We start from the raw sequence: 25096 nt of genomic DNA on the forward strand, positions 1-25096 counted from the left end.
CTCGGTTACTCGCATCCCGCATCTGCTTTTAAGCTCTTCGAATCTCGTTTACTCGAATCCCGTATCTGTTTTTGAGATCTGCGCATCCCTCATCTGCTCTTACCTAACTAACCAACTCTTCGGATTCTGAGCTTGGCTGTTTCTGCGAATTTCAAAGTACAGTGATGGGCGAGTTTGGCCGCCAGTGTCACCAGCAAGTGCGATGGCTTCACCCGCTTTAACCTTGTCACCTTCTTTCTTTAAAAGTGCTTGGTTAAAGCCATAGAGCGTCATATCGCCTTTACCATGGTCAAGCAGTACCACTAAACCATAACCTCGCAGATACTCGGCAAAGACCACCGTGCCTGAGTAAACGGATTTTACTTGCTGACCGTACTTGGCGTTGATCACCATGCCTTTCCAGTTAATTTGGCCCGTTTGGCGTGAACCATAGTTATGTAGCACCTTATCTTTGATTGGCCAAGGCAGTTTACCTTTACGTTTGGCTAACCCATCCATAGGGATTGCATTACGTCTCTCGCGAGCCGCTTTCTCTGCTTTCGCTATTTCAGCTTTCAGGCGAGTTTCATTTCGCTGAAGCTCCGCCAAGTAATTCTTATCGCCCGAGATGTTTTTCTTGATGCTGCCAACGGTTTTCTTACGCTGCGTTTGAGTCTTAGATAGCTTGTCGCGCTTGGTGGTTTGCTGTTTTAGCAGTGTTGCTATCTGTTCTTGCTCAAGTTGACGCTGTTTGTGGCTTTCTTCTAATTCAAGTTGCGTCTGTTCAATCGTTTTGATTGTTGCGGAGCGAGCTTTGGCAAGGTGTTGGTAATAGTGGCTGATGCGATCTTCTTCCACACCTGTGTTGAGGATGTGAGAAGAAGCTTTAGCTCGACTAGTCATGTAGTAAGTCTGAATCAGTTGCTCTAACTTATCGGTATGGACTTTTTTCTGAGCCGTAAGCGATTTAATCTTGGTGTCTAAGCTGGCAATATTTGCATTGGCCGTATTGAGTTGCCTTTTACTGTCTAGAATCGCTCTTTCAAGCGAAGCGATGGATAGCTCTTGTTTCTTGAGGCTTGCTTGCAGGCTATCGAGCTTTTTCTGCTGTGAGGATAGGTTTTTTTGTTGGCGAGATATTTCACTCGACACGCCTTTCAGTTCCCCCTGAGAGGCGGCAAATGACGATGTAGATAAAAGAGCAACACAAAGGCTGGCTGATATCAAAAGAGTCCGGCTAATAGCTCGAATTTGTTTCATCATTATCGTCATTTTGCTCTTATTCATTATCAACAGCTGCTGTTAGTCTTTTTGCATTTCGGTTACTCGTATCCCGAACCTGCTCTTAGTCTTTTCGTATTAGGTTACTCGAACCCCGAACCTGCTTTTAGTCTTTTCGTATCTCGGTTACTCGAATCCCGCATCTGCTTTTAAGCTCTTCGCATCTCGGTTACTCGAATCCCGCATCTGCTTTTAAGCTTTTCGCATCTCGGTTACTCGCATCCCGTATCTGCTCTTAGTCTTTTCGTATCACGGTTACGCGATTCCCGCATCTGCTCTTAAATCCCATCACCATGGATGAAATTTTGCGAGCGACCGTTGAACCCTTGATCCATATCTAAAGAGGGTTTGTCTGTTTTCGGTTTACCGACAATTTTTGCAGGAACCCCAGCGACTGTCGTATGAGGTGGCACGGCTTGTAGAACCACAGAGCAAGAGCCAATCTTAGCACCTTCGCCCACTTCAATATTACCGAGGATTTTAGCGCCGGCACCAATCATTACACCTTCGCGGATTTTAGGGTGACGATCGCCACCTTCTTTACCTGTACCACCAAGGGTCACGTCTTGAAGAATCGATACATCATTTTCAACGACGGCGGTTTCACCAATTACAATGCCTGTCGCGTGGTCGAGCATGATAGCTTTACCGATACGAGCTGCTGGGTGAATATCCACTTGGCAAGCAACCGAGATTTGGTTTTGTAGGTAAGTGGCAAGTGCGATACGGCCTTGCTTCCACAACCAGTTAGCCACTCGGTAGCCTTGCAGAGCGTGGTAGCCTTTCAGGTAAAGCAGAGGCATCGAGTACATCTCGACCGCAGGATCTCGATTTACCGTCGCGCAAATATCACAAGCGGCAGCATCAATAATCGATTGATCCTGCTTGAATGCTTGTTCAACCACTTCACGGACCGCCATTGCGGGCATTGAAGCTGTTTTTAGCTTATTTGCGAGGATGTAACTGAGTGCAGCGCCTAAGCTTTCATGGTTGATAATCGTGGCATGATAAAAACTCGCAAGCATAGGTTCTTGCTCCGACTGCTGTCGAGCTTCCTTCACAATGCATTGCCAAACTTTTTGTTGTTCACAGTGTTTCATTTTACCATCCATTCCTTTAAACCAGATACGTGTAGCGAGATGAGAGATGCGAAGAGCTATAAGAGCTATAAGAGCAGGTGCGAGTAACCGAGATTCGAGATACGAAGAGTGAGATGTAAAGAACAGATTAGAGTTGCGATATACGAGTAACGAAAAGCAGCCTTCTTTAAGCGCTCAATCCGCTTTTACTCTCTTCGCATCTCGTTTACCCGAATCTCGTATCTGCTCTTACTCTTTTCGCATCTCGATTACCCGAATCTCGTTTCTGCTTTTACTCTTTTCGCATCTCGTTTACTCGAATCTCTCTACCGCTTTTCTATCTTTCTGACTTCTTGTCTCGAGCAAGCAGATCTTGTGCTGCTAAGTGTGCATCTTTCCCTTGATACAACACTTGATAAATTTGTTCAACAATTGGCATCTCAACGCCCATGCGTTCTGATAATAACCAAACTTCTTTGGTGTTGCGATAACCTTCGACAACTTGGCCAATTTCTTCTTGGGCCGTGTCGACGTCTTTACCTGAGCCTAAAGCCAAGCCAAAGCGACGGTTACGTGATTGGTTGTCGGTACATGTCAGTACTAAGTCACCCAATCCAGCCATGCCCATGAAGGTTTCTGGTTGTGCGCCAAGTGCTGCGCCCAAGCGACTCATCTCAGCCAAACCGCGAGTGATGAGTGCGGTACGTGCATTAGCACCAAAGCCAATACCATCCGACATGCCAGCGCCAATTGCGATAACATTCTTCACTGCGCCGCCAAGCTGCATACCAATGAAATCTGAGTTTGCATACACGCGGAATGTTTTGCCACAGTGAATCTTTTCTTGCAGCTCTTCTAGGAAGTTTTCGTCTGGTGAAGCCACTGAAATTGCTGTTGGCATGCCCATCGCTAACTCTTTGGCAAAGGTGGGTCCTGATAGAACAGCTAGTGAGTAGCCATCACCAAGCACATCATGCGCGACATCTTTAAGTAAACGACCGGTTTCAGGCTCTAAGCCTTTGGTCGCCCAACAGATGCGAGAGTCTGAGGCTAAGTAAGGTTTAATGCTGTTAAGCACGACGCCGAATACGTGGCTAGGAACGACAACGAGAAGGTCGCGACTTGCTGTTACTGCTTTCTCAAGATCTGACTCGATGATAAGACTTTCTGGGAATTCTATATTTGGTAGAAACTCATTGTTCGCACGCTCTGATTCAAGGCGATTCATATGAACAGGGTCATGACCCCAAAGAACAACGTTTGCACCGTTACGCGCTAGAGATATCGCTAAAGAGGTTCCGTAAGAGCCTGCGCCAATTACAGTCATAGTGATCTCTTTACCGTAAGCGTCTGCCGTGTTAGTCGGGTGAGTTGTTTCTGTCATGCTTCCACCTAAAAATAATGAGGGAAATCGAAGAGTTCTGGAAAAGCTTTCTACTAAAGTAAGAAGAGCTTTCAATCTTAGTACAGTGTAAAGAAAAAATGCACATCGCAGAAGTTGCGATGTGCATTTAAAAGCTAACTAGCGCTTGAATCGTTAGAGTTAAGTTCTACTTTGAGACTTAAGCCTGTTCGCCTTCAGCTTGTTGAGCTTGGTTTTGTAGGTAGTTCATGAACAAAGCATCAAAGTTTACTGGAGCTAGGTTCAGTTGTGGGAACGTACCTTTAACCACTAGGCTAGAAATTGTTTCACGAGCGTATGGGAACAGGATGTTCGGGCAGAATGCGCCTAGGCAATGAGCCAGTTGACCAGCTTCCATTTCGCTTGCAGAGAAGATACCGCCTTGTTGAACTTCACAAAGGAATGCAGTGTCTTCTGCGTTCTTAACTGTAACCGTTAAACGTAGGATTACTTCGTAAACGCCTTCGCCAAGTTCACGGCTTTGAGTGTCTAGGTCCAGTTTTACATCTGGATTCCACTCTTTCTGAAACATGTCTGGAGAGTTTGGCGCTTCGAAAGAGACGTCTTTCAGGAAGATGCGTTGGATTGCGAAGTTTTGTTGTGCGTCTTGTTGTGCTGCTTCAGCCATTTTCTTGTCCTTAAAAATTTTAAATTAGACTCTGTTCATTATATTTATCGAACAAAGCCTGAAAGTTAGTTTATCGGTCAGCCGCTTCTTGCCTTGAACCTATTTCTTACCTTTAACCAAAGGAAGGTTAGCTTCGCTCCAAGCCACTAAGCCGCTTTTCAGTACGCTTACGTTTTCGAAACCTGCTTTAACCAGCAAGTTCGCGCTTTCTTGAGCTGTTTGACCTGTCTTGCATACTACGATGATTGGGTCTGCTTTGTGGCTTTCAAGGCTACCAAAGCTATTTGCTTTGATGTCTGAAGGCAAAATGTGAACTGCGTCCGTAATATGGCCCTTTTTGAACTCATCTTTAGTACGAATATCAACCACAATGCCGTTTTCACGGTTAATCATGTGTGTGGTTTGCGCTGCCGTGATCTCTTTGTAGGCTGCGTTTGATGTCTTGATAACGTTCGCAATGATGGCAACAACCAAGCCGATCCATACGATGGCTAAAATCATATTCTCTTGAACAAATGGAACTAACTCTTGCATATCTTGAACTCTTACTCGTTATTGGGCGAAAATTTATAGGTCAAGAGTATAGCGAGAAAGGATAAGAGAATACAGAGGAAGCATGTAGTGGTGTAAACTCTCCTTGTCTCGAGAGGTAAATATACTCCTGAATTTAAAGCCGAAGCTCTTTAAGCTAGCCGAGAAAGTCGGTGTCACGGGGGGACGATAGCTATTTATAGTAACCTCAAATCTATGGGGGGCGTAAAGTTGGCAAAGGAATAGGAATAGGAATAGGAATATCAGCGATAGGAAAAATAACTGGCCGTTGAAAATGAAAAGCTAAAACGACTATTAGCCAAACAGGCCATAGAGTATGAACAATAACTACAGACCACTTTTATCTGAGTATTTCGCGGAAAGCTGCTGGGAAAACATAAACGTCACGAACCTCTTTTCTGTTATGTCCTTTACCTCGTCTAGATAGAGAGGTGTCAAATCATCGGAGGTATCAAATTAACGACCCCCAATATCCGTGGCTAATGTTCGGATATCAAAGGTTCACACAACGCAGGGCTAGAGTGATTATTAGGGGAACTGTCAGCGTCCACATAAATTAAAAGGTAATACAGGGAGATTGCAAAAGTGTAACCTCCCACTATTTCGGACAACAAATTTTATGTTACAGGTTTAACGTGCTTATGATAGTCAATGTTAACTTCTGTTATCTTAAACCCTAAGCTCTGATACAAAGATAAAACACCACTATTAGCTGCAGATATTGTTGTTGAAACCTTTGAGTAATTACTTTCTTTAAGATAATTAATAACAGAGCCCCAAAAGAAAGGAGAATGAAGTTCATGCCCTTTTTTACTTCCGCCTAAAATCAATTCAACAGCATTAGAACCTACAACTTTAAATATCATAAATGATATAATTGCACCAGAAGTTGACTTATTAACCAAACACGTTACGTTTTGATTTGCTAAGTCTTTAACCCACAATGACATCCTGTCATTAGCATGATTTTTAGGTATAAATGGGTCTTCATGAAACCTAGAGTGATTAAACATATCCTTAGAAATTTCAGCAACCTCATGGTATTCAGATGTATTTAATATAGACACATCAATCTTTCTTCTTGAATAAATACTAGGCAAATTAAAAGACTTTAAATTATTTAATGTAACAATGAAGCTAGTCTCTGAAACAAAATATCCTGATTTTAGCATTAGCTCTTTAATTTTCAGGTTCTTTGCAGGGAATCGACCATAAATCAGTTCTGCGTTACAAAAATCATTATTACTTAAGCTATGCAAGCATTCTCTTTCACTACTATAGTCAATATCTTGGATTTCGAAGGTACTAACCATTAACGCTCTTTCATCCCATGGTGTATAACGACCTTTAATCATATACCCTCCTTAGGCAGTACTACCTGCATCAACGGTAAATGTTGCACCCGTAATACCCGCAGCATCTTCAGATAACAAAAATAAAGCCATGCTTGCTGCATCTCTAACATTGGCAAGACGACCTAAACAACTACGTCTTTTGATTTTTTCTAGCTTATCTCCAACAAGACCATCAGTCATGTTTGTTTCCATGTAACCAGGAGCAAGCGTATTCACTGTTATTTGGGATTTACCCAACTCTCTTGCTAATGATTTGGTAAAACCACTAAGCGCTGACTTGGTTGCACCATAAACACTTAAACCGTTAAACCCCGTAGAACCAATAATTGAGCCAACATTGACAATACGCCCACCACGGTTAAGTAACATAGAGCGAGATACATATTTTGTTAATAAGATCGGTGCTTCAACATTGACTTTTAAGAGTGATGAAATATCAGATTCATGCATTGTTGCCAATACGCCATCATGTCCTAAAGCGGCATTATTGATTAGTCCAAAAATGCGTCCATGCTCTTGAGTAACCAGTTTGACTAATTCTGAGATTTTTTTAACCTCTGCAAAATCAAACTGATAAAAGAATACAGCTTCAGGATAACTTGCTTGCAATTGTTGATATTCATTGGTTGGCGTACGACTAATACCAATTACTTTGTATCCAGCTTCTGCAAGCATTTTCGATGTTTCTAAACCAAGCCCTTTTGCACAGCCTGTAATGATGACATTTTTCATTAACTTCTTACCTTTTTACCAGTCGCATTGGTTGTGATTGTCTCAACAATTTTAAACAAGGCTGGTATTTCAAATGATTGAAGACTTTTTTTACAGAATGATAAGACTTCTCGCTTAACATCTTTAGGTGGTAGCTCTTTTGCACTATCACCAATAATAACCTCACAAGCTACGAGAGCTCCAAGCACTGGGTTAGCTTTTGAAAAAACCTTTGCCATTACTACGTGCGAGTGTTGTTCAAGTACAGACTCTACTTTTTCAGGCATAACCTTGTTGCCACCGACGTTAATTGATCCACTTTCACGCCCTTGGAAAAGCACCCGCTTATTTTCGAGGCAGACCATATCCCCCGTATTAATGAACCCTTCATCATTAATATCTAAATTGCCTCTTACAAACTTAGAGCAGCCGTTATTACTTTTGATCCATAAGTTGCCATCAATAATTTTTAATTGGCACGCTAGAGTTGAATCATCGTGCAAATATGACGAGGGGAAGCCTTCTTTTTTGTCCTTAACAACAAAACCTACGCCTGCTTCAGTAGAGGCGTAAATGTGGATGATCATCGCAGAAGGGTAGCATTGCTCCAATGCTGAAAGTACACTCTGGTTACTGATTTCACCTCCCAGAGTAATACGTTTTAATGGAAGTTTTCTGTGTTCAGGCTCCATCAACATTTTGCGCCAAAAAGATGGTGTCGCAGATAGACAGTTCACTGAAGAGCGTACAAATAGAGTAATGATCTCATTCATATTTGCTGTGCTTGGTGGTACGGCAAGCGCCGAACCAGCAGCCAGTGTCTGAAGATAAACCTGCAAACCCGCAAATCGATTCACATCGTAGGTTAAGCCCCAAGTAAACTCCTCTCCTCGCTTGATATCATTCTTTGCAGTTGCGAGCAAAGTAGCTAACGAATAACTGGCCAGTTTTGGCGTACCCGTTGTTCCAGATGTAGCGAGAATATAGGTTTTTACTTGCTCATTTTGGGTTGGCTGTTGATCTGATACTACTTTTACATCGGACACTTTCCCTGCAGATAAGTTTATGACGTAATGGATGTCAGCCGACTGGTAGAATATCTCTTCGTGTCCCTCTGCGTCTTTAGGTAACAGGAATACACTACCGCAAATAGAGTCTATCGCAGGTAAAAGTAGCGCCAAAGATTCTCGATCATCAGAAATAATGGCACAGTTTTTATTAGCTAGTTGAGAGTAGTTTGATCTGAGGTTATCGCTTAGTTCAACGACATCGCTATAGGTATAAGATGATGTAGGTGTCGAAAGAAAAACCCTATCGAGAGGAACTCGTTTTACAAGATCAATCAAACAATTTTGCTTATACAGAGTACTTTTCATAAATCTCTACAAATTCACCAAAGGTTGTTGGATATACAGCATCTTCCATTTGTTGGAATGGGTCTAAATCTAACTCTTCATCAAGTAGAGCAACTAGGATTGCAAATCCTAGAGAGTCTAATCCACTTTCCAGTAAAATCTGGTCATCACGAATATCTTCGTAACGTTGCTCTACATCTGTTTGCTCAAGAGCCTCATTGAATTTTTCTAAAATAATATTTTTCATATTAACCACCGATTAAAAACTTGATATGTGTAGGATACTATATCACTCTAGAGAACTGAAAGAATAGAAAACAAAAATGATATGACGTCCCAATTCATGCTCGTGTCACTTTATCGGTAATGCTATTGCTTACAATAAGTTATGATGATAAGGAAGTTTAAATCGACCACGTCATTACTTAGATCGCTTCTTCCCCCTACCGATGCCAAAGCTACATAGTCAGAATTTTCTGATAACGAAATCAGTGACTTCAAGTGTCTAGGTGGCAAGTCATGATCCAAGCACTTCTTACTACGATATATTTTCAAAGTCGAAAGCATCCATTGCCATTGGTCGCCTCCTTAATCGTGACTATCATAAAAAGTCATATTGAAATTAAAGTTATTTGTATTCAATACTAAAGTTCGATCCCACTATTCCCTTCTCGAGCAGTATAAAGCAAAGCCGCTTTTTAAGAAGACGGATATTTTTATAGAAAACGCTATTGCGATACGACACAAGAAGGCTGGTGCTTTATAGGCTCTAAGTACTTGCAAAACGAACAATGTTTTCGTTGGGTGAGTAAGTAGTCACAGGCTGGCAAGTTAGACAAAGGAATACGCTGGTTAATACACGCGTATGTTGCTAAAATTGACGTTAGAATACTAATTAGAACCGTATGGAACTGCATAAAAGCAGCACCATCTTGCCTTTAGGAGCCAAACCTAAGGGCGGTAGCGTACCCAAATTCAAATGAATGGCAAACCTAAAGGTTGAACAAGAGGCGTTTACGGCCTATTGGGGCGGTTTTTTAAAATAAGCAAAATTTAGGCTTTATAAGAGATAGGCGAAAGTCGACTGTCTTAAAATGAATAAAAAGTGTCTCAGTGTCTTAAAATTGACCGAGGCTAGAAGCTATAAAAATCAATCATTTAATTTCACCTGCCGGTTGGAAACTTCATAAGATGACCCAGAAAAAAATCCTTACGGTTTTTGGCACACGTCCAGAAGCCATCAAAATGGCACCTCTTGTTCATGCTCTAGCGACAGATGATCGCTTTGAAGCAAAGTGCTGTGTTACCGCTCAACACCGTGAAATGCTTGACCAAGTTTTAGAGTTGTTTGAAATCACGCCAGACTATGATTTGAACTTAATGAAAGTCGGTCAAACGCTCAACGAAGTCACCGCGCGTATTTTGTTAGAGCTTAAACCAGTGCTAGAAGATTTTAAACCTGATGTGGTTTTAGTGCATGGTGATACCGCAACGACGTTTGCTGCTAGCCTAGCGGCTTACTACGAGCAAATCGCAGTAGGTCATGTGGAAGCTGGCCTTCGTACCGGTAACATTTACTCACCGTGGCCAGAAGAAGGTAATCGCCGATTAACGGGCGCCTTAACCAAATATCATTTTACACCAACTCAAACATCCAAAGAGAACCTTTTAAAAGAGAACTTTAATCAAGAAGATATTTCAGTAACGGGTAATACCGTAATTGACGCTTTGCTGATGGTAAAGGACAGAATTGATTCTGATAGAAATTTGAACGCCAAGCTTTCTGCTCAATTTCCATTCTTAGATGAAAACAAAAAGTTAATTTTGGTTACCGGCCATCGCCGTGAAAGTTTTGGTGGCGGTTTTGAGCGCATTTGTGAATCGCTTGCTATCACTGCTAAAGCGCACCCGGACACACAAATCCTGTATCCGATGCATTTAAATCCTAATGTCCGTGAACCAGTCAATCGTATATTAGCTGGTATCGATAATATTCATCTGATTGAACCTCAACAGTATCTGCCATTTATTTATTTAATGAGTCGCGCGCACATCATTTTAACCGACTCGGGTGGTATTCAAGAAGAAGCGCCTTCTTTAGGTAAACCGGTATTGGTAATGCGCGATACGACCGAGCGACCAGAGGCGGTTGGTGCGGGTACTGTTAAGTTAGTTGGAACGGATATAAATATGATTACAGCGAACTTACAGATTTTATTGACTGATAAAGCTGCATATCAAGCAATGAGTTTTGCACACAACCCATACGGGGATGGGCAGGCTTGCAAAATAATTTTGAACGAATTAGCAAAATAGAACTTTAGGGAAGCATAATGTCTTTTGAAACAATTTCAGTTGTAGGCTTAGGTTACATCGGGCTACCGACAGCAGCAATGTTTGCATCAAGAAAGTTAAGAGTGATTGGGGTAGATGTTAGCCAACATGCAGTGGACACTATTAACCAAGGTAAAATACACATTGTTGAGCCTGATCTTGATATGCTAGTGCAGGCAGCCGTAACTGAAGGTTACCTAAAAGCGGTTATAAAACCTGAGCCGGCAGATGCATTTTTAATTGCTGTACCTACTCCTTTTAAAGAATGTGCTAAAGGCGAAGTACCTGAGCCAGATCTTCGTTATATTGAGGCAGCGAGCAAAGCCATTGCACCTGTTCTAAAAAAAGGTGATTTAGTTATTTTAGAATCAACATCTCCTGTTGGTGCGACTGAGCAGATGGCTGATTGGCTAGCCGAAGCTCGTGCTGATCTAAGTTTTCCACAACGCGTTGGTGAACAAGCGGATGTAAATATTGCGCATTGTCCTGAGCGTGTTTTGCCTGGTCATGTTGTTCGTGAACTAGTTGAAAATGATCGAGTAATTGGTGGTATTTCAAAACGTTGTTCAGAGCGTTCAGTGGAGCTATATAAAAACTTTGTTGTGGGCGATTGTGTTATTACTAATGCACGTACTGCAGAAATGGCCAAACTAACCGAAAATAGTTGTCGTGATGTGCAAATTGCTTTTGCGAATGAATTGTCAGTTATTTGCGATAAGTTAGATATTGATGTGTGGGAATTAATATCTTTAGCAAATCGTCATCCTCGAATCAATATCTTACAACCAGGGCCAGGCGTAGGTGGTCATTGTATCGCAGTTGATCCCTGGTTCATTGTTTCAAAAACACCAGTTGAAGCACAAATTATACACACAGCGCGAAAAGTGAATGATGCAAAGCCTGAATGGGTCATTAATAAAGTAAAACTAGCTGTTGCAGAGTTTCTACAGGCAAATCCGACTAAAACAGCTTCAGACGTACGTATTAGCTGTTTTGGTCTTGCATTCAAACCTGATATTGATGATTTGCGAGAGAGCCCATCATTATCGATAGCTCAAAAAATTGCAGCAGAGCACCCTTCAGTAGTTAGCTTTATTGAACCAAATATATCTAAGCTTTCATCTTCATTTTCTAATAATGCAAAACTAGTTGAATTAGAGGAAGCAATTAATAAAACGGACATAGCTGTCTTGTTAGTTGATCACTCAGAGTTTAAGAAATTACAAAAGCTACCAGAGAACCTCGTTATTGTGGATACAAAGGGAGTATGGGCATAATGAAAATTTTAGTTACTGGTGGTGCCGGCTTTATTGGCTCAGCAGTTATCCGACATATTATCAGTAATACATCGAGCAGCGTTATAAACGTTGATAAGCTCACTTATGCGGGTAACTTAGAGTCACTTGTCGATGTTGATTCAAATGAACGTTATGCATTCGAGCAAGTAGACATCTGTAATCGCTCAGAGCTTGACCGTGTTTTTGCTGAGCATAAACCGGATGCGGTAATGCACTTAGCTGCTGAGTCGCATGTTGATCGCTCTATCACTGGTCCTGCTGCATTTATTGAAACGAATGTAGTTGGAACATATACGTTATTGGAAGCGACACGCGAGTACTGGAATAAACTCGAAGATCAAGCAAAAGCAGAGTTTCGCTTCCATCATATATCTACAGATGAAGTTTATGGCGACCTTCCTCACCCTGATGAAGTTCCTGAAGGTACAGAGCTCCCAATGTTCTTGGAGACGACATCTTATGAACCATCTAGTCCTTATTCTGCTTCAAAAGCATCAAGTGACCATTTAGTTCGCGCATGGCTGCGTACTTACGGCTTGCCAACTATCGTCACTAACTGTTCAAATAACTACGGCCCGTATCATTTCCCTGAAAAATTGATCCCACTGGTTATTCTTAATGCGTTGGAAGGAAAAGACCTTCCTATATACGGTAAAGGTGACCAAATTCGTGACTGGTTGTTCGTAGAAGACCATGCTAGAGCACTCTACAAAGTCGTGACCGAAGGCAAAGTAGGCGAGACCTACAATATTGGTGGTCACAACGAAAAGCAGAATCTTGAAGTTGTTAACACTATTTGTGACATCCTTGATACGTTAGTTCCAAAAGACACTAAGTATGCTGAGCAGATAACGTATGTACAAGATCGCCCAGGTCACGATCGCCGCTATGCTATCGACTCATCTAAGATGCAACGAGAATTAGGTTGGACACCGGAGGAGACTTTCGAAACGGGTCTTCGTAAGACAGTACAATGGTATTTAGACAACTCCAAGTGGTGTCTAAATGTGCAAGATGGTAGTTACCAACGCGAGCGTCTAGGTGTAGTAACAGGAGATATGAAGTAATGAAAGGTATTGTATTAGCTGGTGGCTCGGGAACGCGTCTCTATCCAATTACTAAAGGCGTATCGAAACAGTTATTACCTGTTTATGATAAACCGATGATCTACTATCCACTGTCGGTGTTAATGCTTGCTGGTATTAAAGATATTCTGATTATTACAACTCCTGATGATAAAGATAGTTTTATTCGCTTGCTGGGTGATGGTAGTGATTTTGGAATCAATTTAAGTTATGAGGTTCAAGAGAGCCCTGATGGTTTAGCTCAGGCATTTATTATTGGCGAAGAATTTATCGGTGATGATTCTGTTTGTTTAGTATTAGGTGATAACCTTTTTTGGGGACATGGCTTCTCTCCACTTCTTTTAAACGCTGCTTCTAAAAGTTCTGGTGCGACAGTTTTTGGTTATCAAGTTCAAGACCCTGAACGGTTTGGGGTTGTTGATTTTGATGAAAATATGAAGGCACTTTCAATCGAAGAGAAACCTGTCAAACCAAAGTCAAAATTTGCTGTAACAGGCTTGTATTTCTATGATAACGACGTTGTTAATATTGCAAAAAAAGTAAAACCATCGGAGCGTGGAGAGCTTGAGATAACAAGTGTTAATCAAGCCTATCTCGAAAAAGGCGAGTTAAATGTTGAGCTGTTAGGACGAGGATTTGCTTGGTTAGATACTGGTACGCATGAATCACTATTGGATTCCGCAATGTTTGTTGAAACAATAGAAAGGCGTCAAGGGTATAAAATTGCTTGTTTAGAGGAGATTGCTTTTAATAATGGCTGGCTAACTAAAGAGCAATTAGAAGTCTTAGCAAGACCGATGATGAAAAATAGCTATGGACAATATTTAAAAAATTTAATATGAGTAATGAAAGTTCATTGATATTTAATTTTTAATCGAAGTGTTGAGTTCTTATAACTTATACACGGTATGATCTAACCTAGAATTAATAATAAATTAAGTGTCAAATTTTAATATATAATTTATTATTATATTTAAGATACCGCTGGGTTGTATTTCAACACTAAGGTTATTTATATTTCCATGAATAGAATGATTTAGAGTGAGTTAAATGTTATTACATTTTTGTGTGATAATTTTATTGTCAAGGTTCGATTTTTATCGAAATTGAAAATACTTAAAATGTACAAACTATAAAAATCAAAAATCGACTGGTAAGCTTACCAGTAGTGTTGGAAGGTTTGGACATTCTTTCATAAACCCCCTCTCTTGAATTGCCTTCTATATTGACTGAATTAGGTATATAAAAATGATTAAATTTAACAAACCGCCGTACACAGGTGATGAAGACCAATATGTTTTGGAAGCAATGCGTAGTGATCAAATGTCAGGAGATGGGAAGTTTACGAAACTTTGTCATCAATGGTTTGAGCAAGTATTTGGCTGTAACAAAGCTTTATTGACACCCAATTGCACACAAGCCTTGGAAATGGCAGCCATTCTTCTAAATATTGTACCAGGTGATGAAGTGATCATGCCTAGTTTCACCTTCGTTAGCACGGCAAACGCCTTTGTGCTGAGGGGGGCAAAGGTGGTGTTTGTCGATATTAGACCTGATACTATGAACATTGATGAATCTTTGATTGAAGCAGCTATCACACCAAAAACTAAAGCTATAGTAGTGGTGCACTATGCTGGCGTGGCATGTGAGATGGATACAATAATGGATATTGCTAATGAAAACCAATTATATGTTGTTGAAGATGCTGCCCAAGCGATGATGACAACTTATAAAGGTAAATATTTAGGAACCATTGGTCATATAGGCGCATTTAGTTTTCATGAAACAAAAAATTATACTTCAGGTGGTGAAGGCGGACTATTACTTGTAAATGATTCTAAGTTTTCTGAACGAGCAGAAATAATTCGTGAAAAAGGCACGAATAGAAGTTTGTTCTTCAGAGGTATGGTTGATAAATATTCTTGGGTTGATTTAGGTAGTAGTTATTTACCAAGTGAAATCCAAGCCGCATATCTATGGAGCCAGTTGAAAAATGCCACTTTGATCAATGAAAATAGACTTACTACTTGGCGCAGCTATTATACAGGACTAATGAAGTTGAGTGAACTGGGTTCACTTGATTTGCCTAGTATCCCTATGGAAGTTAATCACAATGCACATATGTTCTATATCAAAGTTAAGGATCTTAATACCCGTTCCTCGTTGATCTCGTTTTTAAAAACTAGAGGTGTAATGGCAGTATTTCACTATATACCTCTACATAGTTCTCCTGCAGGATTGAAGTATTCGAGTTTCATTGGAGATGACTTACATACTAGCAGTCAGAGTGAAAGGTTGTTACGTTTGCCTATTTATTATGGTATGACCAAAGAAGAAGTGGATAAGGTTATTTCTGAAGTTACTTGTTTTTTCTCTGATAGGACTTGTATTAGTGTCTAAAAAAATACTTCATGTATGTTATTTGGATAAGTTCATCCCTGCCTTCGTACGCCTTGTTCGTGATGAATTAACGGTAAACAAACATCACTTTATTACATTTGGGTCTAATGTAGATAAATATCCAATCGAAGCGGGCGGAGATTTAGAGTATCTTCAAGGTAAACTACTAAGAAATTTCAAAATTGGTTATGAAATGAACCAAGCGGATGAAATTGTTTTACATGGTTTATTTGATTTGGGGACAATTTTGTTATTAGTGGCGCAGCCTTGGCTATTAAAGAAATGTTCATGGGTCATGTGGGGTGGGGATATATATCCTGATACACCCGACGAAAATTCTCCCTTATTATCGGTAATGCATCATACGTCTGAGTTTTGTAAAAGAATCATTGCGCCCCGTATTGGTAGATTGGTTACTTGTGTTAAGGGTGACTTAGTGCATGTTCGAGAAAAATATAAAGCTAAAGGTCAGTATGTATATTGCATAGTGTACGAGAGTAACTGTTTTGACAATAGTTTACAATTGGCGAAAAAAGAGTTCTCTCTTCCATTATCTATTCAGTTGGGAAATTCAGCAGATCCAGAAAACAACCATGAAAAAATTTTACATCGCTTAAAACATGGGGTTCCATCTACCTATAAATTGTTTGTTCCGCTGTCATACGGAGATAAAAATCACGCGAAACATATTTCGGATGTTGGAAAGAAAATTCATGGTGATTCATTTGTACCTATGCTTGAGTTTATGTCCTTAAAAGAATACCGAGAATGGCAGTCCAGTATTGATATTGCAATATTTGCACATAATCGCCAACAAGCCATGGGGAATATCATTACGTTATTAGGTCTTGGTGTTACTGTATATATGAACCTTAATATTTCTTCAGCAAAATATTTCTTAAGCTTGGGGCTTGTACTTGGAGATATTAATGATAAAGAGATAGTAAGACTACCTGAACTGTCGTTAAAAAATAATAGAGAAATTATTAGTCGTGCCTTCTCAAAAGAAACATTGGTTAGTCAATTAGTGTCGTGGATGGAACATTAAAATGATAAAAGAGAAGCCATTACTTAATCGAATATTGTCATTCTCAATAGGTCCAATTGGTCTGGCTGCTTTGAGTTTACTGTCTGTCCCACTTACGGCATGGATTTTTCCACCTGAAGTAATCGGAAAAATGAATTTTGTCGTAATGTTTTCAAGTTTCTGCTTGTTGGTTTTATCTCTAGGATTAGATCAGGCGTATATCCGTTTTTATTATGATGAAGACAATTCTCCTCGGTTGTTAATACAAACCTTTATACCTGGACTTATATTACTTTCAGCAGTTATGTCAGTGTTTGTTTTATTACTCCCTTGGTCTAAGGAATGGTTTGGAGTTGAAGGCTTAGTTCCAATGCTTATTATTGTTACTTACGCCATTCTTCTATTTATTTATAGAAGCTCAAGTATGATTTTGAGAATGAAAAACAAAGGATGGTTGTTTTCTATAACTCAAATATCGATTAAACTTATGACAGTGTTGGTTCTCCTCTATTATTCTTATTTCCTTTCCGAAAAAACATTTATTTGGTTATTATTTGCTCAAATAATAGGAGTTCTCTTTGCTGTAGTTGTTTCCGTAATTGTTACACGGAGAGAGTGGCTATTAGCGATGAAGGCTAAGTTCAATAAATCATTTCAAGTCGAGTTATTGAAGTTTTCCTTACCTTTGGTTATATCCGGTTTGTCTTTCTGGTGTATGACCTCATTAGATCGAGTTTTTATTAAGCATTATTTGGGGTTTGATTTATTAGGTATATATTCTGTAGCTATCAGTTTTTCTGGTGCGGTACTAGTATTGCAGAGCGTTTTTTCAACAATATGGGCGCCAATGGTGTACGAGTGGGCTGCAAAAGGCAAAGGTTTGGAAAATGTGGATGCGGTGACAAGATGGATGACTTTTGCCATCGGAGGTATCTTCTCCCTAGCTGGCCTTTTATCGTGGCTGCTACCCTATATACTTCCCACTGAGTACGCTAGTGTTGAGTTTCTACTTGTTGCCTGTGTTGCTTACCCATTGTTTTATACCTTATCAGAAGTTACTGTCGTAGGAATTAACTTAGCGAAAAAAACTAAATTTATCATGATTGGTTCTGTTTTTGCGTTATTAATTAATATTTCTCTTAATTACATTCTCGTTCCGGTTTATGGTTTAAAGGGAGCGGCTTCTGCAACTGCTATCTCATTTTGGTGCTTTTTGATTATTCGTACAGAGTTATCATGTCATTTTTGGAAAAAGTTACCTAGAGCATCTATCTATTTAGTTTCCACTTGCTGTTTAGTATTATCTATAATGCATGTTTTTTTTGCGAAGTTATACTTTAAAGAATTTATGCTACTTTGGCTTGCGTTTGGTCTTGCTTTAATAGCTAAAAGTTTTATTTATTTCAGGCAGCAAAGATCTCTTTGGGTTGTAGATAAATGAGTAATTATAATATTTATTGGATGAGTGAAAGTTTTGATTAATACGAGTGCAATTGAATTTAGAAAAAATAGTATATTAATTTTTTCTATAACTATAATTATTTCTATTGTGTTATCTTTAATTTCGAGTAATCGTAGTGACGTAAATAAAGACAGAAATGATACCGCTGTTTATAGTGAGCACTTTAGTTGTCTCGTTAAAAAAGGAGAAGACTGCTCATCCATTGTAGGTGGGTTGGACTATGGTTATGGTATTGTCGCAAGCATATCGGAAAAGTTTTCTTTCCATAGTTTTTTTATATTTAAATTTTTTGTTTCTTTTGTTATTTTATTTCCTATTTTGTATCTTGTCCTAAGCAAATCGATCAACCCAGTCCTTTCTTTTGCTTTTTTATTATCAGATTATCGTTTCTATGAATATTTTTCAAATGTTCTTCGACATGGTTTGGCGCTCTCTTTCTTCTGTATTCTAATATTGTTCTTTAGTCGTTATAATTGGAAATATTTACTTGCATTTATCATTGTTCCATTAACACATTTATCGACCAGTGTTCTATTGTTGATTCCATTTACTAAACTTAGAACTGTTTTTATCTTTGTTTTATTATCCGGAAGTATTTTTGGTATATATTTTTTTGCACCAATAGGTGAATATTTCAGTGGTTATTTGCCAGGGAAGATTCAATATTATATCGATCATAGTGAGGGTTTTAAATTTGCATCACCTATACAGTATACAACAATGTTTTTGCTAACGGTTTTATTATATAGAAGTTTTGACAAGTCAAAAATTTTCTTTGCAAACGCGGTTGTTATATTGTTCTTACTATCTATTTGCTTTAATACCATTGGAATGGGATATAGGTTTATATCTTTTTCTTTGCCATTTTACGCAATACTCATTCCATCTATTTTGAATCTATTTTCTAAGTATTTTGGAAAGTTTGAAAACCAATTTTATGTTACATCTAGTTCGGTGCTCTCTATTGTTTTTATGTTATTGTTTATAAGAAACTATGATTTCATATATTTACACCTGTCATAGTTATTTGAGGTTTTTATGGATTTTTTAAAAATTGACCTCCCATCATTGGGGGATGAGCGTGGTGGATTAGTCGTTGCTGAGTATGGTAGCCATATCCCCTTTGATATAAAACGGGTATATAGCATATTTGAAACAAAACCTGGTGTTAGGCGTGGTTTTCATGCACACAAACAGCTCATTCAGGCTGCTATCGTTTTATCAGGGTCTTGTCGTTTCCTTTTAGATGATGGTACCGACAAGGCAGATGTATTGATTGATAGCCCGACACAAGCATTAATGATAGAGCCATTAATTTGGCATGAGATGTATGATTTTTCAGATGATTGCGTTCTATTAATGTTGGCTAGTGATTTGTATGATGAATCTGATTATCTACGAGATTATGACCAGTTTCTAGCCTTTTGTAATAACAGTGTTGTATGATTTATAAAGATTTTTAAGGATTTGGTAGTGATTAAGTTTTTAGATTTACAGTTAATGAATGAGCAGTATTCATCACAAATTGTTGAGGCTTCAGCCCGTGTAATCAAGTCTGGTTGGTATGTTCTTGGTCCAGAAGTTGATAACTTTGAGAACCAATTTGCAGAATTTTGTCAGGTCAAACATGCATTAGGTGTTGCCAATGGGTTAGATGCGCTGTCATTGATTTTTAGAGCCTACATTGAAATGGGATACATGAAAATAGGAGATGAAGTTATTGTTCCTGCTAACACTTATATTGCGAGTATTTTGGCAATAAGTGAAAATGGCCTCGTACCTATTCTTGTTGAACCTGAATTGGAAAATTACAATCTAGACCCTAGTTTAATAGAAGCAAACATAACGGATAAAACAAAAGCTATTTTATCCGTTCACCTTTATGGTCAAGTTACTAAAGCTAAAGAAATAAAAGAAATTGCCAGTAAACATGGTCTCAAGGTAGTAGAAGACTGCGCTCAAGCTCACGGTGCATTATCTGAAGGAACGCCTGTAGGCTCTTTATTTGATGCTGCTGGTTTCAGCTTTTACCCTAGTAAAAACTTGGGTGCACTTGGAGATGGTGGTGCTATAACAACAAACGATGTAGGTCTCTTAGAGTGCTTGAAAAAGCTAAGAAATTATGGGTCATCGCAAAAGTACGTTAATGAGTATAAAGGCTGCAACAGCAGGCTAGATGAACTCCAAGCAGCATTCTTATCCGTTAAGCTGAAAGGCTTGGTTGCTGACACTAATGTAAGAAAAAATATTGCATCTAGGTACTTAGCTGAGATAGATAATAAGTATGTAACTCTTCCATCTTGCAAAGATGTATCAGCGCATGTTTGGCACTTATTTGTATTGCGTTGTGATGATAGAAATTCATTTATTGAGCATATGAATAAAAATAATGTTGAAGTTTTGATTCATTATCCTATTCCTCCTCATAAGCAGGAAGCTTATTCAGAACTCAATGAACAATCGTTTCCGATTACAGAGCTGATACACGATACTATTGTAAGCATTCCAATGAGTCCAGTGATGAAAGATAGTGATGTCACTTTTGTTATTAATGCTGTTAACAGTTATGTGCCTCAAAATTGATTCTGAGTTTTAATATATGAATATCTTACAACTATCATTGGTTTGTGCTCCTAATTGGTCTCATGGTGGTCCTCCTAGAATCATGGCTGACTATGCAAATGGCTTAGCTAAAATGGGGCACAAGGTTACTATTTATACACCTAAAGAAAATAAGCCATTAGAAGAAGAGCAGTGGTCCGGTTTCGAAGATGGTGTAACCGTGGACTATTTTGAAAAATATAATGATTGGCGAAGCTCTTTTTATTTTGATTTTTCTTATAAAGAAATATATCAGTATTTGGTGAGTAACATTGATAATATAGATGTTATTCACCTACCTCAAACTCGCTCTTTGTTAAATGTTATAGCATTAAGGTTCTCGAGAGAGTTCAATATACCGATTATATTACACTCCTTCGGCTCTCTACCTGCGAGATCAGGGTTTGTTAAATCTCTTTACGATAAACTATTCGTATTTCCGATGGTGAAACATTCAGCTTTACTTTTAGGGCAAACAAACAACGAATTGTCAGTTTATCGGCAGTTTGGTGGAAAAGAAGAAGCAATTAAGCTTCTTCCACTAGCCGTTGATAAATACGGAATTCCGGAGTTAAAGGACGTCAATATTGTCAGACAGGAATTTTGTCAACGGTTCAATATTGAATCAAACCATAAATTATTCTTGTTTTTAGGGCGATTACACCCAACGAAAGGGGTACCTTTGTTGGTTGAATCATTCATTGAGGCGACAAGAAATGATGAACAGAGTACTCTAATAATTGTCGGAAATGATGAAGGTGTTGAAAGTAATGTTCGCTCCATCATTGCTGAAAATGATGCCGATAAAAGAGTACGGCTATGTGGGCCCCTATATGCAGATGAGCGTTGGGCTGCTTATCAGACAGCTGATGTCTATGTCATTTCACCTAATATCTTCGAAGAAACACCTTTGGCAGCTGTTGAGGCGTTATCTACAGCGACACCCGTTATAACCAATTTAAAAGCTGAACTGCCTTGGTTGGACGAGTACAAAGCAGGTATTGTTATGCAGTCTGACACTCATCAAGAGCTGCATGAAGCAATAACTCAGTTTGTTGAAATGGATGAAGTTGAGTTAATGAACCATAGAAATGCGGCCTATAAACTATTTTCTGATAAGTATGAGCTGACCGCAGTTTGTGAACAGCTTGATAACTATATATCAAGTATTGTTACTCTTAACATAAAGTCGGTATAAACAGGTAGAACTAATGAAAATTATCATTATTCAAAATACACTCAGCGCATATAATATTCCACTTTTTGATCAGATAGGTAAGCAAAATAATATTGAGTTGTCAGTTTTTTGTGCATCCTCCGAATTGTCTAAAAGTGCGCATAAATATGACCAGTCCGTTTTGAACTTTAATATTGTAAAGTCTCATTGTGGCTTTATTGGAAATGTTTTCAACTCAGTGGGAGTCCCTGGTCCTAGTTCTGATTTGATTGAAAATATAGAGTCTTTCAACCCTGATGTTATTGCTCTCGATGGTTTGAGCAGTGTCGGAAATGCCATGCAATTGTTCATGTCATCTATTGGGAAAAAGTACCCAATTATTTGGTGGTCGCTTGGTGCAATTCCACAACGTGATAATAATATTAGATCCAAAATCGGTGATGCAATACAAAAATTCTGTACACACAAGGCTAGCGCCATTTTTTCATATGGAACCCATTCTAAAAGGTATTATGAGTCACTGGGTGTGCCAAGTGAGAACATTGTTGTTGGTCATAATACAATCGACGAGCAAGATGTGATCAATAATATTAGTTCCATTTCTGATGATGATTTAACAGCTTTAAGAAATGAGCTAGCTATTAAAGATTCAGATAGAGTCAGCGTATATTGTGGTCGAATGCTCACACAGAAAAAAATCGACGTATTGTTAACTGCTTTCAGCCAGTTACAGGATTCGAAGAAGCCAAATGATAGACACTTGGTGTTAATTGGAGATGGGCCTGAACGCGAAAATTTGGAAAATTTAGCTTCGGAGTTGGGTATTGTTGAATCCGTATCATTTGTCGGTGCTCAACACGCAAAACTTAGTAACTATTTTTTGTTAGGTGATTTTTGCGTTTTGCCTGGTCTTGGCGGCCTTGCTATTAATCATGCATTCGCGCATTCACTCCCCGTAATTAGTGGTCCAGCTGATGGGACCGAACTGGATTTAGTCATCACAGATGAGACTGGGATCTACCTTGATTTTGTGAATGTTGATAGATTAAAATTTTCTCTGCAACGTTTATTTGACGATACTGACCTTTGTAGAAATATGGGTAAAAAGGCAAATGAGCTAGTGGTAGGTGAATACTCATTAGAAAATTATGCGAGAAGATTTATAGAAACTGCGGAACGTTGCAGTAAATCAATTTGATAATACTCATTATTTGGAATATGTATGTTCAACAATAAAACTTTATTAATCACTGGTGGTACCGGTTCATTTGGTAACGCTGTACTTCGTCGCTTTTTAGATAGTGACATAAAAGAAATCCGGATTTTCTCTCGAGATGAGAAAAAGCAAGATGATATGCGTAAAGCATTTAACAATGAAAAACTAAAGTTTTATATTGGCGATGTACGTGATCCACAAAGTATTTCGACTGCAATGCGTGGCGTCGACTATGTCTATCATGCAGCAGCACTAAAGCAAGTGCCTTCTTGTGAGTTTTATCCATTGGAGGCTGTTAAAACTAATGTACTTGGTACTGAAAATGTTTTAGATGCCGCAATTTTTCACGGTGTAAGTCGTGTTGTTTGTTTGAGTACAGATAAAGCGGTATACCCTATCAACGCAATGGGTATATCTAAAGCATTGATGGAGAAGGTTATTGTTGCTAAGAGCCGCAACTTGGAAGGTACGAGTACAGTTATCTCTAGTACTCGTTACGGTAATGTAATGGCTTCACGTGGTAGTGTTATTCCTCTGTTTATTCGTCAAATAATTGAGGGCACACCAATCACTTTGACTGATCCATCAATGACGCGTTTTATGATGACATTAGATGATGCTGTTGATTTAGTAATTCATGCGTTTGAGCATGGTGCAAATGGAGATATTTTTGTTCAAAAGGCACCAGCTGCAACAATTGAAGTATTGACACAGGCAATTTTAGAAATGATTGGTAAACCTGAACATAAAGTTAGTGTGATAGGTACGCGCCATGGTGAGAAACTGTTTGAAGCGTTATGTAGCCGCGAAGAGATGTTCGTTGCTCAAGACCAAGGTGATTACTACCGAATTCCTGCGGATAACCGTGACTTGAACTATGCACAGTATACTGAAGAGGGTGAAAAAGACCTGTCAGCCATCGAAGATTATAACTCGCACAATACTGAGCGGTTAGACGTTGAAGGTATGAAAGTTTTACTACGTAAACTTGATTTTATGCGGGAGATTGAGGCTGGTAATATCAATGTACCAGAGGGTGTATAAATGAATATTCTAGTTACGGGAGCTGCTGGGTTTATTGGACGTAACCTATGTGTGTTTCTAAATGAAGCTGGTTTTTCAAATATTGCAAAAATCACTGTTGATGACAATGACGCAAGCATTGTAGAAAAGGTGAAGTCTGCTGATTTTATTTATCACCTTGCGGGCATCAATCGCCCGAAAAATGATGAAGACTTTAAAAAAGGCAATACGGATCTAACACAGAAAATCATAGATACCTTGATTGAAGCAAAGCTTGAAACACCGATCGTTCTAACCTCTTCAATCCAAGCTGAATTAGAAAATCCGTACGGTAAGAGTAAAGCTGGAGCAGAGTTAGCTGTTGCCGAGTACAAGAAAGAAACGGGTGCAGCGACATATATTTATCGCTTACCGAATGTATTTGGTAAATGGTGTCGTCCTAATTATAATTCTGCTGTTGCCACCTTTTGTTACAACACTATTAATGACTTACCCATAACAATTAATAACTCAGAAGCTGCTCTTAGCTTGGTATATATTGACGATGTTTGTCAGTCATTTGTTGATTTGTTAAGTAATGCACCTCAAAGCGATGAGCAATACAGCCACGTTGAGCCGATTTACCAAACAACGGTTGGTGAAGTTGCTTCATTACTTGCGGAGTTTAAAGAAAGCCGCGAAAGCATGATTTCTGCAGAAGTGGGTGGAGGCTTTGTTCGCGCACTTTATTCAACTTATGTTAGCTACCTTGCTCCGGATCAGTTTGCTTACTCTGTGACTCGTCATAGTGATGAGCGTGGTACCTTTGTTGAAATGCTTAAAACCAAAGATTCTGGTCAATTCTCATTTTTCACTGCCCACCAAGGTATTACTCGTGGTGGTCATTATCACCATACTAAAACTGAGAAGTTTTTAGTTATTAGTGGTAAAGCATCATTTAAGTTCCGGCACATCACCACTGGTGAATCTTATGAATTGATTGTTGGTGGTGAAGAGTCTCGTATTGTTGAAACAGCCCCAGGTTGGTCTCATGATGTAACCAATATTGGTGAAAGTGAGTTAATCGTAATGCTCTGGGCAAATGAAATATTTGACCCTGAAAAGCCAGATACTGTTAATTTTAAGGTTTAA

At 39.0% G+C, this 25096-nt stretch carries 23 protein-coding genes; 14 read left to right on the forward strand and 9 right to left on the reverse strand.

Going from position 1 to position 25096, the window contains the following annotated elements; all coding sequences use genetic code 11:
• Positions 1-99: 99 nt before the first annotated feature.
• The 9 genes from BCV39_RS10155 to BCV39_RS10195 all read right to left on the reverse strand — a co-directional run bounded on the left by BCV39_RS10155 (position 100) and on the right by BCV39_RS10195 (position 8589).
• Positions 100-1251 (reverse strand): peptidoglycan DD-metalloendopeptidase family protein, encoded by a 1152-nt coding sequence (locus BCV39_RS10155; RefSeq protein ID WP_102431278.1) that lies wholly within the window; start codon positions 1249-1251, stop codon positions 100-102.
• 287 nt (positions 1252-1538) lie between these two features.
• A complete protein-coding gene (cysE, locus tag BCV39_RS10160) occupies positions 1539-2360 on the reverse strand; it encodes a serine O-acetyltransferase (RefSeq protein WP_009847961.1) in 822 nt (273 codons plus the stop codon).
• Between the two features lie 316 nt (positions 2361-2676).
• The gene (gpsA, locus tag BCV39_RS10165; RefSeq protein WP_102431277.1) at positions 2677-3723 is read right to left on the reverse strand and encodes an NAD(P)H-dependent glycerol-3-phosphate dehydrogenase; all 1047 of its coding nucleotides are present in this window, start codon (positions 3721-3723) and stop codon (positions 2677-2679) included.
• Between the two features lie 178 nt (positions 3724-3901).
• Entirely contained in the window at positions 3902-4369 is a 468-nt protein-coding gene (gene secB, locus BCV39_RS10170; protein WP_009847959.1) for a protein-export chaperone SecB, read from the reverse strand.
• A 99-nt stretch (positions 4370-4468) separates the two neighbouring features.
• The gene (locus tag BCV39_RS10175) at positions 4469-4903 is read right to left on the reverse strand and encodes a rhodanese-like domain-containing protein (protein WP_012603060.1); all 435 of its coding nucleotides are present in this window, start codon (positions 4901-4903) and stop codon (positions 4469-4471) included.
• 635 nt (positions 4904-5538) lie between these two features.
• Positions 5539-6276 carry a hypothetical protein gene (locus tag BCV39_RS10180; protein WP_102431276.1) on the reverse strand — a complete coding sequence of 246 codons (738 nt, stop codon included), beginning with the start codon at positions 6274-6276 and terminating at the stop codon, positions 5539-5541.
• Between the two features lie 9 nt (positions 6277-6285).
• The gene (locus tag BCV39_RS10185; protein WP_102431275.1) at positions 6286-7008 is read right to left on the reverse strand and encodes an SDR family oxidoreductase; all 723 of its coding nucleotides are present in this window, start codon (positions 7006-7008) and stop codon (positions 6286-6288) included.
• Positions 7008-8363 carry an AMP-binding protein gene (locus BCV39_RS10190; protein WP_102431274.1) on the reverse strand — a complete coding sequence of 452 codons (1356 nt, stop codon included), beginning with the start codon at positions 8361-8363 and terminating at the stop codon, positions 7008-7010. The genes BCV39_RS10185 and BCV39_RS10190 overlap by 1 nt, the downstream gene beginning before the upstream one ends.
• Positions 8344-8589: a hypothetical protein gene (locus BCV39_RS10195; RefSeq protein WP_102431273.1), complete on the reverse strand. Its 246-nt coding sequence runs from the start codon at positions 8587-8589 to the stop codon at positions 8344-8346. The genes BCV39_RS10190 and BCV39_RS10195 overlap by 20 nt, the downstream gene beginning before the upstream one ends.
• Before the next feature lie 944 nt (positions 8590-9533).
• Between BCV39_RS10195 and wecB the strand changes: the two genes are divergently transcribed.
• From wecB to BCV39_RS10265, 14 genes are all read left to right on the forward strand, one after another.
• Entirely contained in the window at positions 9534-10658 is a 1125-nt protein-coding gene (wecB, locus tag BCV39_RS10200; protein WP_102431272.1) for a UDP-N-acetylglucosamine 2-epimerase (non-hydrolyzing), read from the forward strand.
• Positions 10659-10675: 17 nt separating this feature from the next.
• Positions 10676-11953 carry a UDP-N-acetyl-D-mannosamine dehydrogenase gene (gene wecC / locus BCV39_RS10205; RefSeq protein WP_102431271.1) on the forward strand — a complete coding sequence of 426 codons (1278 nt, stop codon included), beginning with the start codon at positions 10676-10678 and terminating at the stop codon, positions 11951-11953.
• Entirely contained in the window at positions 11953-13041 is a 1089-nt protein-coding gene (gene rfbB, locus BCV39_RS10210; protein WP_102431270.1) for a dTDP-glucose 4,6-dehydratase, read from the forward strand. Before wecC ends, rfbB begins: the two co-directional genes overlap by 1 nt.
• Positions 13041-13901 (forward strand): glucose-1-phosphate thymidylyltransferase RfbA, encoded by an 861-nt coding sequence (gene rfbA, locus BCV39_RS10215; RefSeq protein WP_102431269.1) that lies wholly within the window; start codon positions 13041-13043, stop codon positions 13899-13901. The genes rfbB and rfbA overlap by 1 nt, the downstream gene beginning before the upstream one ends.
• Positions 13902-14307: 406 nt before the next feature.
• A complete protein-coding gene (rffA, locus tag BCV39_RS10220) occupies positions 14308-15459 on the forward strand; it encodes a dTDP-4-amino-4,6-dideoxygalactose transaminase (RefSeq protein WP_102431704.1) in 1152 nt (383 codons plus the stop codon).
• A complete protein-coding gene (locus BCV39_RS10225) occupies positions 15452-16507 on the forward strand; it encodes a TDP-N-acetylfucosamine:lipid II N-acetylfucosaminyltransferase (protein WP_102431705.1) in 1056 nt (351 codons plus the stop codon). Before rffA ends, BCV39_RS10225 begins: the two co-directional genes overlap by 8 nt.
• A 1-nt stretch (position 16508) precedes the next feature.
• The gene (locus BCV39_RS10230) at positions 16509-17927 is read left to right on the forward strand and encodes an oligosaccharide flippase family protein (protein WP_102460924.1); all 1419 of its coding nucleotides are present in this window, start codon (positions 16509-16511) and stop codon (positions 17925-17927) included.
• Between the two features lie 24 nt (positions 17928-17951).
• Positions 17952-18971: an EpsG family protein gene (locus tag BCV39_RS10235; protein WP_102460925.1), complete on the forward strand. Its 1020-nt coding sequence runs from the start codon at positions 17952-17954 to the stop codon at positions 18969-18971.
• 15 nt (positions 18972-18986) lie between these two features.
• Positions 18987-19394, forward strand: a complete 408-nt coding sequence (locus BCV39_RS10240) for an FdtA/QdtA family cupin domain-containing protein (RefSeq protein ID WP_102433559.1) — start codon at positions 18987-18989, stop codon at positions 19392-19394.
• Between the two features lie 27 nt (positions 19395-19421).
• On the forward strand, positions 19422-20531 hold the full coding sequence (locus BCV39_RS10245; RefSeq protein WP_102433558.1) for a DegT/DnrJ/EryC1/StrS family aminotransferase: 1110 nt from the start codon (positions 19422-19424) through the stop codon (positions 20529-20531).
• Positions 20532-20547: 16 nt separating this feature from the next.
• Positions 20548-21747, forward strand: coding sequence for a glycosyltransferase (locus BCV39_RS10250; protein WP_102433557.1), 1200 nt, complete (start codon positions 20548-20550; stop codon positions 21745-21747).
• 13 nt (positions 21748-21760) lie between these two features.
• Positions 21761-22924, forward strand: a complete 1164-nt coding sequence (locus tag BCV39_RS10255; RefSeq protein ID WP_102433556.1) for a glycosyltransferase family 4 protein — start codon at positions 21761-21763, stop codon at positions 22922-22924.
• Positions 22925-22948: 24 nt separating this feature from the next.
• The gene (locus BCV39_RS10260) at positions 22949-23986 is read left to right on the forward strand and encodes a polysaccharide biosynthesis protein (protein ID WP_102433555.1); all 1038 of its coding nucleotides are present in this window, start codon (positions 22949-22951) and stop codon (positions 23984-23986) included.
• Positions 23987-25096, forward strand: coding sequence for an NAD-dependent epimerase/dehydratase family protein (locus BCV39_RS10265; protein ID WP_102433554.1), 1110 nt, complete (start codon positions 23987-23989; stop codon positions 25094-25096).

It is taken from the genome of Vibrio sp. 10N.286.55.E10, from assembly GCF_002872555.1.
GTDB classification, from domain to species: Bacteria; Pseudomonadota; Gammaproteobacteria; order Enterobacterales; family Vibrionaceae; genus Vibrio; species Vibrio crassostreae.